This is a genomic window from Methylobacterium soli (assembly GCF_008806385.1).
Classification (GTDB): domain Bacteria; phylum Pseudomonadota; class Alphaproteobacteria; order Rhizobiales; family Beijerinckiaceae; genus Methylobacterium; species Methylobacterium soli.
Window position 1 is genome coordinate 181,713 of the sequence record NZ_VZZK01000006.1, and the last position, 14,736, is coordinate 196,448.

A 14,736-nucleotide genomic window follows, 5' to 3' on the forward strand; every position below is an offset into this window, starting at 1 on the left:
GAACAAGCATTGCCGGTTTCTTAATCCGGCGTTCAGCTTGATCGACCGCAAATGAAGCACGGGCCGGCGGGGATCGATGTGTCGAATCCCCGTCTTCCCGAGACTTCCTCAAGGCCGCCCCCGGCCTCATCGGTCAATCAGACAGGACACGTCCCATGTACCCCTCCAGCGAGACCCAGGCCGCGGCGACCAAGAGCGGACGCCGACAGACGGATCTGGGTCACGATCGCGAGCATTTCCGCCCCGTCGCCCTGCCGGCGCTCGCCGCCGCGGTCCGCATGAAGGCCCCCGTCGCGGTCAAGCGCGAGACCCGGATCGGCGAGCGGCGCGGCATCCTGGAAATGCTGCACGAGGACGCCCCCCTCCTCTGAGGCGCAGGCCCGTCTCGCGCGCGCGAGGAGCGGCGCAGGCCTCCCGCGAGCGCCGCGCCGTCAAACCGTCATACTCGGCGGTCAGGCCCTGGCGCGAGAGATCCGGCGCCCACGGGGAACATCCGCATGCTGATTCTGCCGAGCCGTCGGCAAGTCCTGGCCGGGCTCGGCGGCGCGGGTGCGCTCGCGGCCTCGACGGGCGTCTACGCCTTCGAGATCGAGCCGCTGCACCGCCTGGTGGTGACGCGCTACGCCCCTGCCCTGCCGAACTGGACGCCCGGCCTGTCGCTGCGCGTGGCGGTCCTGGCCGATTTCCATGTCGGGGAGCCCTACATGCCCCTCGACCGCATCGCCGAGATCGTCGACACCACCAATGGGCTGAATCCCGACCTGATCCTGATGCTCGGGGATTATCCCGGCGGGCCGAGCGTCGTCCGGCGCCGGGTGCCGCTCTCGGATTTCGCCGGGGTGGTGCGGCGCCTGAAGGCCCCGCTCGGCGTCCACGCGATCCTGGGAAACCACGATTGGTGGGACGACCGCGTCGCGCAGCGCACCCGCAGCGGCCCCTGCGAGGCGCAGCGCGCGCTCGAGGCCGTCGGCATCCCGGTGATGGAGAACGACGCCCTGCGCCTGACCAAGGACGGGCTGCCGTTCTGGGTGGCGGGGCTCGGCGACCAGGAGCCGTTCGTCCTCTGGGGCGACCATCGCGGCCGCGACGACCTGCCCGGGACGCTGGCCAAGGTCACGGACGAGGCCCCCATCCTCCTGATGGTGCACGAGCCCGACATCTTCCTGCGGGTGCCGGACCGGGTCGCCCTGACACTCGCCGGCCATACCCATGGCGGGCAGATCCGCATCTTCGGCTACTCGCCGGTGATTCCGTCCAAGCGCGGCAACGATTTCGCCTACGGGCACATCGTCAAGGACGGACGTCACATGATCGTGTCCGGCGGCTTCGGCGTCAGCCGGGTGCCAATCCGCTTCGGCGTGCCGCCCGAGATCGTGCTCCTCGAACTCGGGGCGCCGCCGGCGCGCGTCGCCGCGCGGGGCTGAGGGGCCGGCCCGGCGATGGGGGGCGCCCGCCGGGGTTTGGGCGCGGCGCTCGGTCCCGGGGCGGGACGCATCGCCCTTTCGCGGGCCCGCGCTAGCTTCCCGGCATGCGCACGCTCCTGACGATCCTCCTCCTGACGACGGCAACGCCGGTTCTCGCCGATTCCTGCGGCGACCTCATCGACCGCGTCGCGGCCGAGACGAAGGCGGAGGTCGGCCATCGCAGCCCCGATTTCGCGAATTTCAGCGTCTCGGCCGACACGTCCCTGACGCTCGCCTGCGGCGAGCCCTCGTCGGTCGGCGCGCAATTCCGGGGCGAGACGCCGCCCGACGCCTATTATCGCCTGTTCGGCCGGGCTGGGCAGACGGTGACGGGGATCGACGCCGCGACCATCGAGACGGCTGCCCACGCGGCCCGGGACGCGGCCTCGCGCCTGCGCCACAGCAACGTCGATGCGGGCGGCGCGCGCATCACCTGCTCGGTCACGAATTCGGGGAAAGGTCCCCTCACCCTATGCGCGATATCAGAGCACAGCGATCGCAGCTGACGCCCGCCCGCCCCGCCGCGCCGACGCTGCTGCCGGCTTTTCTTCTGGCGGCTTTTCCGCTGGTGGCTTTTCCGCTGGTGGCTTTTCCGCTGGTGGCTTGGCCGATCCCCGGACAGGCCCAGGACGCAACGCCGCCGGAGAAAGCGGGACCTGACCGCGAGGCGCCGGGGAAGCAGGAGGACGAGGCGTCGATCAACAACTGGGCGGAGCTGCGCAAGGCGCTCACCGCCTGCTGGAAGATCCCGGACGGCACCGAGGGCTCGACCATCGCGTTCCGGTTCGGCCTCTCCAAGACGGGGGCGCTGCGCGGCAAGCCCCTGGTGACCGCCCGCCGCCTCGAAGGCAATGAGGCAAACCGGCAGGCCTACGAGCGCGCCGCCCTGGAGGCGCTGGACCGCTGCTTCCCGATCCGCGTCACGCCGAGCTTCGGAGCGGCGCTGGGCGAGAGCCCGGTGCGCCTGCGCTTCGTCAACACGGCGCCGACGCCCGCCTACCAGCTCAACTCGAACATCACGATCTTCGCGCCCCGCTAGACCGGCGCGGGGGGGGGCCGCGCCGGTCGATTCGCGCGGCCCCATCCGTGTGGCGACGACGTCCCTCAGAGCGGGATGTTGTCGTGCTTCTTCCAGGGCTGCTCCATCTCCTTGGTGCGGAGCATGCCGAGCGCCCGCGCGATCCGCTTGCGGGTGGAATGCGGCATGATCACCTCGTCGATATAGCCGCGCTCGGCCGCCACGAAGGGCGAGAGGAAGCGGTCCTCGTACTCGCTCGTGCGCGCCGCGATCTTCTCCGCATCGCCGATCTCGGCCCGGAAGATGATCTCGACCGCGCCCTTGGCGCCCATCACGGCGATCTGGGCGGTGGGCCAGGCATAGTTGAGATCCGCGCCGACATGCTTGGAGGCCATCACGTCGTAGGCGCCGCCGAAGGCCTTGCGGGTGATGATGGTGACGAGCGGCACCGTCGCCTGGCTGTAGGCGAACAGGAGCTTGGCGCCGTGCTTGATCAGGCCGCCATATTCCTGCGCCGTCCCGGGCAGGAAGCCCGGCACGTCCACGAAGGTGACGATCGGGATCGAGAAGGCATCGCAGAAGCGCACGAAGCGCGCCGCCTTGCGGGACGCATCCGAATCGAGGACGCCCGCGAGCACCAGCGGCTGGTTGGCCACGAACCCGACGGTGCGGCCCTCGATGCGGCCGAAGCCCGTGATTATGTTGCGGGCATAGGCCGCCTGGATCTCGAAGAAGTCGCCCTCGTCCGCGACCCGCCGGATCAGCTCGCCCATGTCGTAGGGCTTGTTCGGGTTGTCCGGGATCAGGGTGTCGAGGCCCTTGTCGAGGCGGTTGACGTCGTCGAAGCTCTCGATCTCCGGCACGCCGTCGATGTTGTTGGCGGGCAGGAAGTCGAGGAGGCGGCGGATCTGCAGGATCGCCTCGACGTCGTTCTCGAAGGAGCCGTCGGCGATCGAGGATTTGGAGGTGTGGACCTTGGCGCCGCCGAGCTCCTCGGCGGTGACGACCTCGTTGGTGACGGTCTTGACCACGTCGGGGCCGGTCACGAACATGTAGCTCGTGTCGCGCACCATGAAGATGAAGTCGGTCATGGCCGGCGAGTAGACGTCCCCGCCCGCGCACGGCCCCATGATGACGGAGATCTGCGGGATCACCCCGGAGGCCGCGACGTTGCGCTTGAACACCTCGCCGTAGCCGCCGAGTGCCGCCACGCCCTCCTGGATGCGCGCGCCGCCGGCATCGAAGATGCCGATGATCGGGGCGCGCATCTTCAGCGCCATGTCCTGCACCTTGACGATCTTCTGGGCATGCGCCTCGGAGAGCGAGCCGCCGAACACCGTGAAGTCCTTGGAGAACAGGAAGACGGTGCGCCCGTTGATGGTGCCCCAGCCCGTGACGACGCCGTCGCCCGGGATCTTCTGCTTCTCCATCCCGAAATCGCTCGAGCGGTGCTGCACGAACATGTCGAATTCCTCGAACGACCCGTGGTCGAGCAGGAGTTCGATGCGCTCGCGCGCCGTCAGCTTGCCGCGCTTGTGCTGGGCGACGACGCGGTTCTCGCCGCCGCCGAGACGGGCCTGCGCGCGCCGCTCCTCGAGCTTCTCGAGAATATCCTTCATGAAGTCACGGCCTCGGGCTGAATTGAATACAGAATTCCCACGAACGCTCAGGCTTGGCGGTTCACGGGTTCAGGCCCCTTAGCACGAGACTTTCATCGGCGAAAACGCTGTTGCGCGGCGAGCCCTACGCGGGAAGTCCTGCGGGCAAGAGCGCCGCGGCAAACGCTACGCAGCAAGTGCCGCCACCTGCGCGGCGGCCTCGAACTCGGCCTTGCGCAGGGCGAGCCGCGCCTCGGCCTCCTCGTCCCGACCCCAGACGCTCGCCTGATAGAGCTCGTCCACATGCGCGGCGGCCCAGGCCTCCTCCGGCGTGAGGCGCCCGTGCAGCACTGCGAGCGCGATCAGGAGCGAGCCCGTCAGCGTCGTCATGGTGTGCAGCGCGGCGAGCCGGAACGGGCCCTCCGCCGCCGCGATGGCGCCCCGCAGGGCCGCGACCGAGGTATCGGGTTGCGTCACGTGCATCACGCCCTCGCTGAGGATCAGGCGTGCCCCGAAGGTTTCGTGCGCCCAGTCGAGGACCGGATCCCAGGCCTCCGCCTGCGCGGCGACGAGGCGGTCGGGCGAGCCGGCCCGGTAGGCCACGAGATCGGTGCCCGCATAGGCCGCGAGATCCTCGATGACGGCCTCGCGCCGGGGCGCGACCCCGTCGATCGCGGTGTTGACGAGGCGGGTCACCGGCATCTGCCCCGGATCGATCGAGGCGCCCTGCGCCTCCCACTCCGCCGCCAGGATCTCGGCGAGACCCCGGTTCGGCACGGCCAGCGGCTTGCGGGCCGGCGTGTTGGCCGAGCGCCCGTCGAGGGTCAGGCGGAAGCCGTCCGGTCCCTCGGCGAAATCGGCCTCCTTGTAGAAGCGCTTGGGCAGGGGCGGCTTGCCCTGGCTGCGCACGGCCCGAAGGGGATCGGGCTTCGGGGATTCGGTGGGCTCGCCGAGCCAATCCTGGGTGACGTCGTCGCTCATGGCGCCGAGATAATGCATCCAGGCCGATCCTGCGAGAGCGGCACATGCCGTCAAGCGGATCCTGCGAGGGCGGCGCCTCAGCCCTGCCCCGGGCCCGCGTCCGGCGCCATGCCTTCCGGACGCGCCAGGGGGCCGGAGAACAGGTCACGGAGGGCGGCGGCATTCTCCACCACCGTGACGGCCCCGGCCCCGAACAGCGCACCTTTGGGATGGTAGCCCCAGGCGACGCCGATCGGGGCCGCACCGGCGCTCACCGCCATGGCCATGTCGAAGCTGGTATCGCCGACCATCACGGTGCGGTCCGGGCCGATCCTGGTCTCCGCCATGGCCTGCAGCAGCATCGCCGGGTCCGGCTTCGAGGGAGCGTCGTCGGCGGTCTGGGTCGTGGAAAACCAGCCCTCCCAGCCATTGGCGGCGATCAGGTGGTCGACGCCGCGCCGGGATTTTCCCGTCGCGATGCCGAGGCGGACGTCGTCGCGTTCGTGCAGGCAGGCCAGGAGGTCCGCCATTCCGGGGAACAGGGGCTCCTCGTAGGTCGGGTCCGAGCGGAGCGCGTTGAAGGCCCGCTTGTAGCTCTCCGCGAGCGTCGCGATCGGGCCCTCGGCGCCGACGAGCCGCCGGAAGGCCTGCGGCAGCGACAGGCCGACCACCGATAGAGCGACCGACCGGCTCGGCGGCGCGAGGCCGTGCTCGGCGAAGGCCGTGCCCTGCGCGGCGACGATGAGGTGCTGGCTGTCGACGAGGGTCCCGTCGACGTCGAAGACGACGAGCTTCACGGCCGCGCGCGGCGGGGCCGCCTCACGGCCGGCGCGCCGGCTGCGCAGCGCTGGGCTGCTGGGCGGGATTCGGCGGGGCGCCCTGCGGCGCCGTCCCCTGCGGGGCAGCGCCCGGCTGGGCTCCGGTCTGGGTCGAGGACGGCGGCCGGTTGCGCTCGTAGCCGAGGCGGCAGCGGATGAGGAAGCGGCGCCGGGCCCCGCCGCGCAGGCCGCGCTGCTGCGAGTTGCGGTTGCAATAGGCGTAGGAATTGCGGCGGCGGCGCTCGCCGGCCCGCGGAGCCGCTCCGCTCCGGGCGGCGCTCGGCGCGGCGGGCTGGGCCGCCGCGGCCGGCGGGGGCGCGGCACGCGCGGGCGCAGGAGCGGCCGTGGCGGCGGCCGGCTGCGGCGTCGGCTGCGCGGCCGCCGCGGATCCGACCAGGCTCAGGACGGTGAGGCAGGCCAGCGTCGCAAGCTTCATGGGGTCGAGTCTCGCTGAATCTCGGTCGATCGCAGGGCCCGGTGAGGCCGGTGTCCCGGCGCGCCGGGCTGCGCGAGAGAATAAGGCGTGCGCCGAGCTTGCCAAGGCGCATCGCGGTCAAGCCTCCGGCATGAGACGTCGCGGCGTCAGGCTTCCGGCGCATCGACGATGGGGTCGTAGCGCGCCGCGTCGAAGCCGAGCAGGTTCCAGCTCTGCGCCATGTGGGGCGGCAGCGGCGCCGTCACGTCGATGGGCTGGCCCGTGCGCGGATGCGGGATCACGATGCGGCGCGCCAGCAGGTGCAATCGGTTCTGGATGCCCCCGGGCAATTCCCAGTTCTCGACCGAGAAGTATTTCGGGTCGCCGACGATCGGGTGGCCGATATGGGCCGCGTGGGCGCGCAGCTGGTGGGTGCGCCCCGTCACCGGCTTGAAGGAGAGCCAGGACAGCTTCTGCGCCACCTGATCGACCATGGCGTAGTAGGTGAGCGCGTGGCTGGCGCCCTCCTCCCCGTGCTTGGCGACCCGCATGCGCGCATCCGCGTCGGTCGGCTCGTCCTTGGCGAGATAGGTCGAGACGCGGCCCTGGCGCACCCGCGGCACCCCGGCCGTCAGCGCCCAGTAGATCTTGCGCGCCGCGCGCGACCGGAAGCTCTTGGCGAGCGTCGCGGCGGCGAGCCGGGTCTTGGCCACGATGAGGCAGCCCGCCGTGTCCTTGTCGAGGCGGTGGACGAGGCGCGGCTTCTGCCCGTCCGGACCCGTCAGGGCGTCGAGCAGGCCGTCGACGTGGCGCACGGTGCCGGAGCCCCCCTGGACGGCGAGGCCGAAGGGCTTGTTCAGCACCATCATGTCCGCGTCCTCGTAGAGGATCAGCGAGCGGATGAAGTCGGCGTCGCCCGCCTCACGGGCGGTGTTGCGGGGCCGCTCCGCCGGCTGGTCGGGCTTGAGCGGGGGGACCCGCACGCTGGCGCCGGGCTCGAGCCGGTCATTCGGCTTGGCGCGCTTTCCGTCGACGCGCAACTCACCCTTGCGCACGATGCTCTGCACGCGGGTGAAGGGCAGCTGGGGGAAGCGCGCCGTGAGGAAGCGGTCGATCCGCATGCCGGCCTCGTCGGCCTCGACCGTCAGGGTCTGGACGCCGCTCGCCAGGGTGGCGGAGGCCGCGGCGCGCTGCTGGCGCCGGGTCGGGCCCTCGGTCGGCGCCGGCTCCCGCGACGGGGCCCGCCGGGTCGCGCCGCCCTCCTCCGCGCGCCGGGCCGCCGGTTTCAGCGCGGATGGCCGCTCCGGACGCTCGCGCCGGGCGCGGGGCGCCGCCTCCGCCACCGCATCGCCGTTCTCCCAGGGGCTGCGCTCGGGGCCGTCATCGCCGCGCAGGCGCGCCGCGCGCTGCGCCGCTTCAAGGGCGCTGGTGCGGGGGCCGGTGCGGGCGCGCTCCGCGCGCGCGCCGGCACCGAAGCGGGGCTTGCCCGCCCCGCCGGGCCGGGCGCCGCGTCCGGGGGGCTTTCCGCCGGTCTGCCCGCCCTTGGATCCGCCTTTGGATCCGCCTTTGGATCCGCCGCGATGTGGAGGCTTGCCTGTCATGGCTCGCTGCTAGCACCCGCCCGGCGCGGCGACAATTCGCGTGGGCGGAATGTCCCCCCGGCGTCGCGGCCCTCAGGCGGCCCGCCGCGCCGCCTCCAGGGTCAGGCCGGTGCCGACGGACCCGAAGGTGTCGCCCTCGACGACCCGCGCCGCCGGCACGCAGGCCGTGAGGGCGGCGCGCACATGCGGCAGGCCGGTGGAGCCGCCCGTGAGGAACAGGGCGTCGATCGCCCCGGCGCCGATCCCGGCCTGGCGAAGGCAGCGGCCGATCCGCTCGGCCACGCGGCGGGCGAGGTCGTCGGTCTGCGCGACGAGGCGGGGACGGTCGATCTCGGCGGCGAGATCCGGCTCCATCCAGCCGAGGTCGATCCGCGCCGCGCCCGAATCGGACGCGGTGATCTTGGCGCCCTCCACCGCCATGGCGAGGCTGTGGCCGCGCTCGGCCTCCACCACCGTGTAGAGCCGGTCGATCAACTCGGGCCGGCTGGCGTCGCGGCGGGTCTCCTCGATCTCCCGGAGGATCTTGGGATTGTAGAGGCGGTTGATGCTCGACCACGTGGCGAGGTCGTGGAAATAGGCGTTCGGCACCGCGAGGTCGGCCCGCTTCATCGGGCTGCCGAGGCCCAGAAGCGGCATCACCGTGCGCAGGCTGAGCATGCGGTCGAAATCGGTGCCGCCGATGCGCACGCCGTCATTGGCCAGGATGTCGCCGGAGCGGTCCGGGCGGGCGTGGCGTTCGGGCGAGAGCCGCACGATCGAGAAATCCGAGGTGCCGCCGCCGATATCGGCAATGAGGGCGATCTCCTCCGCGCGCACCTGCTGCTCGTAATCGAGGGCGGCCGCGATGGGCTCGTACTGGAACGAGACGTGGCGGAAGCCGATGCTCCGGGCGATCTCGGCGAGCGCCGCCTCGGCCTTGCGGTCCCCGTCCGGGTCGCCGTCGACGAAATGCACCGGTCGCCCGTGCACCACCGCCTCGAAGCGCTCGCCGGCCTGCGCCTCCGCCCGCGCCTTCACGGCCGCGAGGTAGCGGGCGATGACCTCCCGGAAGCGGATGCGCTCGCGCCCGACCGGGGTCGTCTCTTCGAGGAGGCTCGAGCCGAGGACGGATTTGAGGCTGCGCATCAGGCGCCCCGGCACGCCCTCCACATAGGCCGCCATCGCCGCGCGCCCGATCTCGGGCGTCCGGCCCGGCGCGAAGAAGATCGCGCTCGGGATCGTGAGATGCGCGCCCTCCAGGGCGACGAGCTCGGGGCGCCCAGCCCGGATGCGCCCGAGGGTCGTGTTCGAGGTGCCGAAATCGAGGCCGCAGGCCGCCATCGGGTGCGTGTCTCCGGAAGACGTCTTGCGACGGTGTCGAGGGGGGCGGACCCCCTACAGGCTCCCCGCCCCGCGGTCCAGCGGCAAAGCCGGCGGCGGGGCCCGGGTCTAGAGAAGCCGCGGGCCGAGGAAGATCGCGAGCGCGACGACGAGCCAGGCCGTCAGGCCCCCCAGGATGGCCAGGCGGTAATCGAGATTGTGGCCAAGCCACCACGTCACCCCGAGGAAGACCAGGTAGGCGGGAATCGTGCGCATGCCGGCCAGGCAGGTCTCGCGGAAGCCCGCGGCTTCGCCCTTGGCGCCGACGGCCAGGAGCGCGATGATCGCGAAGGTCGGGGCGAGCGGCAGGATGCCGGGCAGGAGGTTGCCGCGGCGCGAGGCCAGCACGATCGCGATGGTGACGAGGCCGCCGACGAGGCCCTTCCAGAGAACGTCCATCGGCCGGCTCAATCCTCCCCGCGCCGCGCGCGCCGGAGTTCGTCCCAATGCGCGAGGCGGTCGCGGTAGCGGGTCTCCATGCCGCGCTCGGTCGGCGCGTAGAAATGCTGCCGGCCGAGGCGCTCGGGCCAGTAATCCTGGCCCGAGAAGGCGTCCGGCTCGTCGTGGTCGTAGCGGTAGCCCTCGCCGTAGCCCATGCGCTTCATCAGCGTCGTCGGCGCGTTCAGGATGGTGCGGGGCGGCGCCAGCGAGCCATGCGCCTTGGCGATCCGGGTCGCGGCCTTGTAGGCGTTGTAGGCCGCGTTCGATTTCGGCGCGCAGGCGAGATAGATCGTGGCCTGCGCGAGGGCCAGCTCGCCCTCGGGGCTGCCGAGGAAATCGAAGGCATCCTTGGCGGCATTGGCGATCACCAGGGCCTGCGGGTCGGCGAGCCCGATATCCTCCACCGCCATCCGGACGAGCCGGCGCGCGATGAAGAGCCGGTCCTCGCCGCCATCGAGCATCCGGCAGAGATAGTAGAGCGCCGCGTCGGGGTCGGAGCCCCGCACGGTCTTATGCAGGGCGCTGATGAGGTTGTAATGGCCCTCCTGCGCCTTGTCGTAGATCGGCGCGCGGCGCTGGATGATGGCCTGCAGGGTCTCGGCCCCGATGGTCTCGTCCGGCCCGGCCGAGCGCCAGACCTCCTCGGCCAGCGTCAGCGTGGCGCGACCGTCCCCGTCCGCCATGCGCACCAGCACCCCGCGCGCCTCCTCGTCGAGGGGCAGCGGCTTCTCGGTCAGCCCTTCCGCCCGCACCAAGAGCTTGGCGATGGCGGCGTCGTCGAGCGCCCGGAACAGCAGAACCCGGGCGCGGGACAGCAGGGCGGCGTTCAGCTCGAAGGACGGGTTCTCGGTGGTGGCGCCCACGAGGGTGACGGTGCCGTCCTCCATCACGGGCAGGAAGGCGTCGAGCTGGGCCCGGTTGAAGCGGTGGATCTCGTCGACGAAGAGCAGCGTCCCCTGCCCCGTGGCCCGGCGCCTGCGGGCCGCATCGAACACCTTCCGGAGGTCGGGGATGCCGGAGAAGATCGCCGAGATCTGCTCGAAATGCAGGGCGGTCTCGTTGGCGAGAAGCCGCGCCACCGTCGTCTTGCCGGTGCCGGGCGGCCCCCAGAACACCAGCGAGCCGAGGGATTTCGAGCGCAGGAGCCGGGTCAGCGCCCCGTCCGGGCCGGTCAGGTGCTCCTGGCCGACGACCTCCGCCAGGATCTGCGGGCGGAGCCGGTCGGCGAGCGGGCGCGGCGCCTCGGCATCGAGCCGGGCGGAGGCGAAGAGGTCTGACATCCCGCCATCAACACCGCGCCCCGCCCACTCCGCAAGTCCGCTCTAGCACGATCGGGCGTTCCGGGCCGCGCCCACTTCCCGGCGCTCCGGCACGCTGCCATCTTGGGTTTCGCGCCGTGCTCGTCCGGAACCTGCCGATGAACATCCTGAAGACCGCCGTGCTGCTCGCGGGGCTGACCGGGCTGTTCGGGGCCGTGGGGCTCGTGCTGGGCGGCCCGCGCGGGATGGCCGTCGCCCTCGGAATCGCGATGCTGACGAACCTCTTCGCCTATTGGCGTTCGGACAGCCTCGCGCTCGCCGCGCACGAGGCCCGCGCGGTGGATCTGCACAGCGCCCCCGAGCTCGTCGCGATGGTGGGGGATCTCGCGCAGCGCGCCGGCCTGCCGATGCCGCGGGTCTACCTGATCGACAGCCCGCAGCCGAATGCCTTCGCGACGGGCCGGAACCCGCAGAACGCCGCCGTGGCGGCAACGACCGGCCTCCTGGCCCATCTCGGCCCTGCCGAGATCGCGGGCGTGATGGCGCACGAACTCGCCCACATCAAGAACCGCGACACGCTGACCATGACGGTCTCGGCGACGCTCGCGGGAGCGATCGCGACGCTGGCGCAGTTCGGCTTCCTGTTCGGCGGGCGTGGCGATGCGCGCCCCAACCCGCTGATCGCCGTGGCGACGGCTCTGCTCGCCCCCGTCGCGGCGATGATCGTGCAATTCGCGATCAGCCGCTCGCGCGAATACGCGGCGGACCGAGAGGGCGGCCTGATCTGCGGCGCCCCCCTGGCGCTGGCCGGGGCGCTGGCACGGATCGAGGCGGGCGTCCGGCAGGTGGAGAGCCCGGCGGCGGAGAGCCACCCGGCCACCGCGCCGCTCTTCATCATCAACCCGCTCTCGGGCCGCGGCATCGATTCGCTGTTCTCCACCCACCCGCCCACCCGCAGCCGGATCGCGGCCCTGCAGCAGCTCGCGGCCGAGATGGGCGGCGCCCGCTCCGGCGGGTTCGCCGAGGCGCGCTGGACGGGGGCACCCTCCGGCCCGGCGCCCGGCGCCCGCCCGGGGCCCTGGGGGTGAGCGCCTCCGGACCGCGTTCGAGCCATGGGCGCCCTCTCCCGGGGCCGGGCCGCACGCGCCCGTCCCGCTTACATCCGAGGAGACCGGCATGACGGGCAGGCACGCGATCGTCGCGTCGATCGGCGCCCTGGCGGTGGCTCTCGCTCCGGCGGAATCCCGCGCGCAGACGCGCCCGGGCAGCGAGAGCGCGGCGATCAGGCCGGTGCGCGAGGAGGTTCCGATGTCCCGGGTCTCGTATCGGACGATCGAGGTCGATGGCCGAACCGTGTTCTACCGGGAGGCCGGCCCGCGCGACGCGCCGACGCTCCTCCTCCTGCACGGATTCCCCTCGTCCTCCCGCATGTACGAGCCGCTGCTGCGGGCAATGGCGGGCACGCACCACCTGATCGCGCCGGACTTCATCGGGTTCGGCCACAGTGATGCGCCCGATCCGAGATCGTTCGCCTACACGTTCGACCATCTCGCCGCGGTGATCGACGGCTTCACCGCCGCGCTCGGGCTGCGCCGCTACGCTCTTTATCTGCAGGATTACGGAGGGCCGGTGGGCTTCCGGCTGGCGGAGGCGCACCCGGAGCGCGTGCAGGCCCTCATCATCCAGAATGCCGTCGCGCACGAGGACGGGCTCGGGCCCCTCTGGGACAAGCGGCGCGCCTTCTGGGCCGACCGGAAGGCCCACGAGGCGGCCTTGCGGGAGAACTTCCTGTCGCTCGCGGCGACTCGGCAGCGCCACCTCGGCAGCGACCCCGACACCAGCGCCTACGACCCCGACCTCTGGACGGACGAGTTCGCCTTCCTCAGCCGGCCGGGCCAGGACGACATCCAGACCGAGCTCTTCTACGATTACCGGACCAATGTGGCGCGCTACCCGGCCTGGCAGGACTGGCTGCGCCGCCACAAGCCGCCGCTTCTCGTTCTGTGGGGACGCTACGATCCGTCCTTCCAGAGCGCCGAAGCCGAGGCCTACCGCCGCGACGTGCCCGATGCGGAGGTCCACCTGCTCGATGCCGGCCATTTCGCGCTCGACGTGAAGGCCGACGCGATCGCGGCCCTCGCGACCGATTTTTTGGCGCGCCGGGCCCGCGCCGGGCCGCCGCGGGAGTGACGGGCGGCGAAGGCCGGATGGCCCCGGCCGCCGCGTCGAGCCCCCGAGGCGCGCCTAGCCCCCGAAGCGCGTCTAGCCCCCGAACACCGAGGTCAGCACCTCGCCGCCGCGGTTGATCGAGACCTCCCACGAGTTCAGCGTGTTGCGGGTGACCCGATCGAGGTCCTTGGTGGTGCTGATCGGCACGCCGTTGATGGCCACGATGAGGTCGCCCTTCTGCAGGCCGGCGCGGTTGGCGATCGAGCCGTCATCGACCGCCTGCACGGCGACGCCCTCCGTGGGGAAATCGACCTGCATCTCCTCGGCGACCGCCGGGGAGGTGTTGATCAGGGTGGCGCCCAGGAAGGGCGAGCGGGTGCGCACCTTGAGGACGTCGCGCGGGCGCGTCTCCGGCGCGGGGCCGAGCTTGATCGCCACGGTGGAGCGGCCGGTGCCGCGCAGGATCCCGAACTTGGTCTGTCCGGAGATGCCCTTGAGGGCGAAGCGGTAGCCGAAGGCCTCCGGATCGTCGACGCTCTGCCCGTCGACGCTGAGAATCAGGTCGCCGCGCTTCAGGCCCGCCTCCTCGGCCGGGCTCTTGGATTGCAGGCTCGCCACCAGCACCCCGGTCGGCCGGTCGAGACCCATGCTCTCGGCGATGTCGGGAGTGACGCTCTGCACGCGGGCGCCGAGCCAGGGGCGGCGCACCGTGGTGGCGCCGTTCTTGGCCGTCTCCACCACGGCCTTCACCATGCTGGCCGGGACCGCGAAGCCGATGCCGTGGCTGCCGCCCGATTGCGAGTAGATCGCCGTGTTGATGCCGACGAGCTGGCCCTGGAGGTCGACCAGCGCGCCACCGGAATTGCCTGGGTTGATGGCCGCATCGGTCTGGATGAAGAACTGGTAATCCGACGAGCCGACCTGCGTGCGCGCCAGCGCCGAGACGATGCCCTGCGTCACCGTCTGCCCGACCCCGAAGGGGTTGCCGATCGCCATCACGAAGTCGCCGACCTCGAGATGGTCGGAATCGCCGAAGGGCATCGGCACGATGCCCGCCGGGCTCTTGATCTTGATCACCGCGAGGTCGGTGCGCGGATCGCGCAGGACGATGCTGGCCTCGAACTCGCGCCGGTCGGCGAGGGCCACCCGAACCTCGTTCATGTTGTCGATGACGTGGTTGTTGGTGATGACGAGGCCGCTCTCGTCGACGATGACGCCGGATCCCAGGGATTTCTGGGCCCGCTCGCCCGGCATGCTGCCGGGGCTGCCGCGCCCGCGCCCGTCCTCCCCGAAGAAGCGGCGCATGAACTCCTCCATGGCGCTGGCCCGGGCGCCCGAGCGCTTCTCCACATGTGAGGCGTAGACGTTGACCACGGAGGGCGCGGCCCGCTTCACCACGGGCGCGAAGGAGAGCTGCACCTCGCTCCGGCCCTGCGGCACCGCCCGGGAGGGCGCGGCATCGGGCGATTTCATCATCTGGGCCGGCGCGGGGGCGGCGGCGAGGAGAAACGCGGCCGCGGCGCTCAGGGCGAGCGGGAAGGGCGATCGTGGCATTCAGGGCTCCCGGACAATCAATCTCGCCCGGGCTCGGCTCGTCCGGCCGCGCGGGGCGGCCGGGGCCCAAGCGCCGGACTG

Annotated in this window: 15 protein-coding genes; 6 read left to right on the forward strand and 9 right to left on the reverse strand. The window is 71.9% G+C overall.

Features of this window, described 5'->3' with window-relative positions; translation table 11 throughout:
• The first annotated feature begins 155 nt into the window (after positions 1-155).
• The 4 genes from F6X53_RS07985 to F6X53_RS33100 all read left to right on the forward strand — a co-directional run bounded on the left by F6X53_RS07985 (position 156) and on the right by F6X53_RS33100 (position 2,502).
• The gene (locus F6X53_RS07985) at positions 156-371 is read left to right on the forward strand and encodes a hypothetical protein (RefSeq protein ID WP_150999241.1); all 216 of its coding nucleotides are present in this window, start codon (positions 156-158) and stop codon (positions 369-371) included.
• A 126-nt stretch (positions 372-497) separates the two neighbouring features.
• Complete coding sequence (locus tag F6X53_RS07990; protein WP_150999243.1) at positions 498-1,424, forward strand: metallophosphoesterase; 927 nt, start codon at positions 498-500, stop codon at positions 1,422-1,424.
• Between the two features lie 104 nt (positions 1,425-1,528).
• Positions 1,529-1,969 carry an ABC transporter ATPase gene (locus F6X53_RS07995; protein ID WP_150999246.1) on the forward strand — a complete coding sequence of 147 codons (441 nt, stop codon included), beginning with the start codon at positions 1,529-1,531 and terminating at the stop codon, positions 1,967-1,969.
• Entirely contained in the window at positions 1,936-2,502 is a 567-nt protein-coding gene (locus F6X53_RS33100; RefSeq protein ID WP_238296982.1) for a hypothetical protein, read from the forward strand. Before F6X53_RS07995 ends, F6X53_RS33100 begins: the two co-directional genes overlap by 34 nt.
• A gap of 65 nt (positions 2,503-2,567) precedes the next feature.
• Here the strand turns inward: F6X53_RS33100 and F6X53_RS08005 are convergent, their stop codons facing one another.
• From F6X53_RS08005 to F6X53_RS08040, 8 genes are all read right to left on the reverse strand, one after another.
• Complete coding sequence (locus tag F6X53_RS08005; protein ID WP_150999249.1) at positions 2,568-4,100, reverse strand: acyl-CoA carboxylase subunit beta; 1,533 nt, start codon at positions 4,098-4,100, stop codon at positions 2,568-2,570.
• Positions 4,101-4,265: 165 nt separating this feature from the next.
• Positions 4,266-5,060, reverse strand: a complete 795-nt coding sequence (locus F6X53_RS08010) for an ATP12 family chaperone protein (protein ID WP_150999378.1) — start codon at positions 5,058-5,060, stop codon at positions 4,266-4,268.
• A 77-nt stretch (positions 5,061-5,137) separates the two neighbouring features.
• Positions 5,138-5,836, reverse strand: a complete 699-nt coding sequence (locus F6X53_RS08015) for an HAD-IA family hydrolase (RefSeq protein ID WP_150999251.1) — start codon at positions 5,834-5,836, stop codon at positions 5,138-5,140.
• 22 nt (positions 5,837-5,858) lie between these two features.
• Positions 5,859-6,293, reverse strand: a complete 435-nt coding sequence (locus F6X53_RS08020) for a hypothetical protein (protein WP_244965538.1) — start codon at positions 6,291-6,293, stop codon at positions 5,859-5,861.
• Between the two features lie 146 nt (positions 6,294-6,439).
• The gene (locus F6X53_RS08025) at positions 6,440-7,873 is read right to left on the reverse strand and encodes an RluA family pseudouridine synthase (protein WP_150999253.1); all 1,434 of its coding nucleotides are present in this window, start codon (positions 7,871-7,873) and stop codon (positions 6,440-6,442) included.
• 72 nt (positions 7,874-7,945) lie between these two features.
• Positions 7,946-9,193 carry an Hsp70 family protein gene (locus tag F6X53_RS08030; protein WP_150999255.1) on the reverse strand — a complete coding sequence of 416 codons (1,248 nt, stop codon included), beginning with the start codon at positions 9,191-9,193 and terminating at the stop codon, positions 7,946-7,948.
• 108 nt (positions 9,194-9,301) lie between these two features.
• Complete coding sequence (locus F6X53_RS08035; RefSeq protein WP_150999257.1) at positions 9,302-9,631, reverse strand: GlpM family protein; 330 nt, start codon at positions 9,629-9,631, stop codon at positions 9,302-9,304.
• A gap of 8 nt (positions 9,632-9,639) precedes the next feature.
• Entirely contained in the window at positions 9,640-10,953 is a 1,314-nt protein-coding gene (locus F6X53_RS08040) for a replication-associated recombination protein A (protein WP_150999259.1), read from the reverse strand.
• Positions 10,954-11,090: 137 nt separating this feature from the next.
• Here F6X53_RS08040 and F6X53_RS08045 point away from each other — a divergent pair, with 137 nt between their 5' ends.
• Both F6X53_RS08045 and F6X53_RS08050 read left to right on the forward strand, forming a co-directional pair.
• Positions 11,091-12,020, forward strand: coding sequence for a M48 family metalloprotease (locus tag F6X53_RS08045; RefSeq protein WP_150999261.1), 930 nt, complete (start codon positions 11,091-11,093; stop codon positions 12,018-12,020).
• A gap of 220 nt (positions 12,021-12,240) precedes the next feature.
• Positions 12,241-13,122 carry an alpha/beta fold hydrolase gene (locus F6X53_RS08050; protein WP_150999380.1) on the forward strand — a complete coding sequence of 294 codons (882 nt, stop codon included), beginning with the start codon at positions 12,241-12,243 and terminating at the stop codon, positions 13,120-13,122.
• Positions 13,123-13,194: 72 nt separating this feature from the next.
• On the opposite strand, the gene F6X53_RS08055 is transcribed toward F6X53_RS08050, so the two are convergent.
• Positions 13,195-14,655 carry a Do family serine endopeptidase gene (locus tag F6X53_RS08055; protein WP_150999263.1) on the reverse strand — a complete coding sequence of 487 codons (1,461 nt, stop codon included), beginning with the start codon at positions 14,653-14,655 and terminating at the stop codon, positions 13,195-13,197.
• Positions 14,656-14,736 lie beyond the last annotated feature (81 nt).

Excerpts from the sequence above, each read along its gene's own strand:
- F6X53_RS07985 (WP_150999241.1), top strand. The coding sequence starts at position 156 with ATGTACCCCTCCAGCGAGACCCAGGCCGCGGCGACCAAGAGCGGACGC.
- F6X53_RS07990 (WP_150999243.1), top strand. The coding sequence starts at position 498 with ATGCTGATTCTGCCGAGCCGTCGGCAAGTCCTGGCCGGGCTCGGCGGC.
- F6X53_RS07995 (WP_150999246.1), top strand. The coding sequence starts at position 1,529 with ATGCGCACGCTCCTGACGATCCTCCTCCTGACGACGGCAACGCCGGTT.
- F6X53_RS33100 (WP_238296982.1), top strand. The coding sequence starts at position 1,936 with ATGCGCGATATCAGAGCACAGCGATCGCAGCTGACGCCCGCCCGCCCC.
- F6X53_RS08005 (WP_150999249.1), bottom strand. The coding sequence starts at position 4,100 with ATGAAGGATATTCTCGAGAAGCTCGAGGAGCGGCGCGCGCAGGCCCGT.
- F6X53_RS08010 (WP_150999378.1), bottom strand. The coding sequence starts at position 5,060 with ATGAGCGACGACGTCACCCAGGATTGGCTCGGCGAGCCCACCGAATCC.
- F6X53_RS08020 (WP_244965538.1), bottom strand. The coding sequence starts at position 6,293 with ATGAAGCTTGCGACGCTGGCCTGCCTCACCGTCCTGAGCCTGGTCGGA.
- F6X53_RS08025 (WP_150999253.1), bottom strand. The coding sequence starts at position 7,873 with ATGACAGGCAAGCCTCCACATCGCGGCGGATCCAAAGGCGGATCCAAA.
- F6X53_RS08030 (WP_150999255.1), bottom strand. The coding sequence starts at position 9,193 with ATGGCGGCCTGCGGCCTCGATTTCGGCACCTCGAACACGACCCTCGGG.
- F6X53_RS08035 (WP_150999257.1), bottom strand. The coding sequence starts at position 9,631 with ATGGACGTTCTCTGGAAGGGCCTCGTCGGCGGCCTCGTCACCATCGCG.
- F6X53_RS08040 (WP_150999259.1), bottom strand. The coding sequence starts at position 10,953 with ATGTCAGACCTCTTCGCCTCCGCCCGGCTCGATGCCGAGGCGCCGCGC.
- F6X53_RS08045 (WP_150999261.1), top strand. The coding sequence starts at position 11,091 with ATGAACATCCTGAAGACCGCCGTGCTGCTCGCGGGGCTGACCGGGCTG.
- F6X53_RS08050 (WP_150999380.1), top strand. The coding sequence starts at position 12,241 with ATGTCCCGGGTCTCGTATCGGACGATCGAGGTCGATGGCCGAACCGTG.
- F6X53_RS08055 (WP_150999263.1), bottom strand. The coding sequence starts at position 14,655 with ATGCCACGATCGCCCTTCCCGCTCGCCCTGAGCGCCGCGGCCGCGTTT.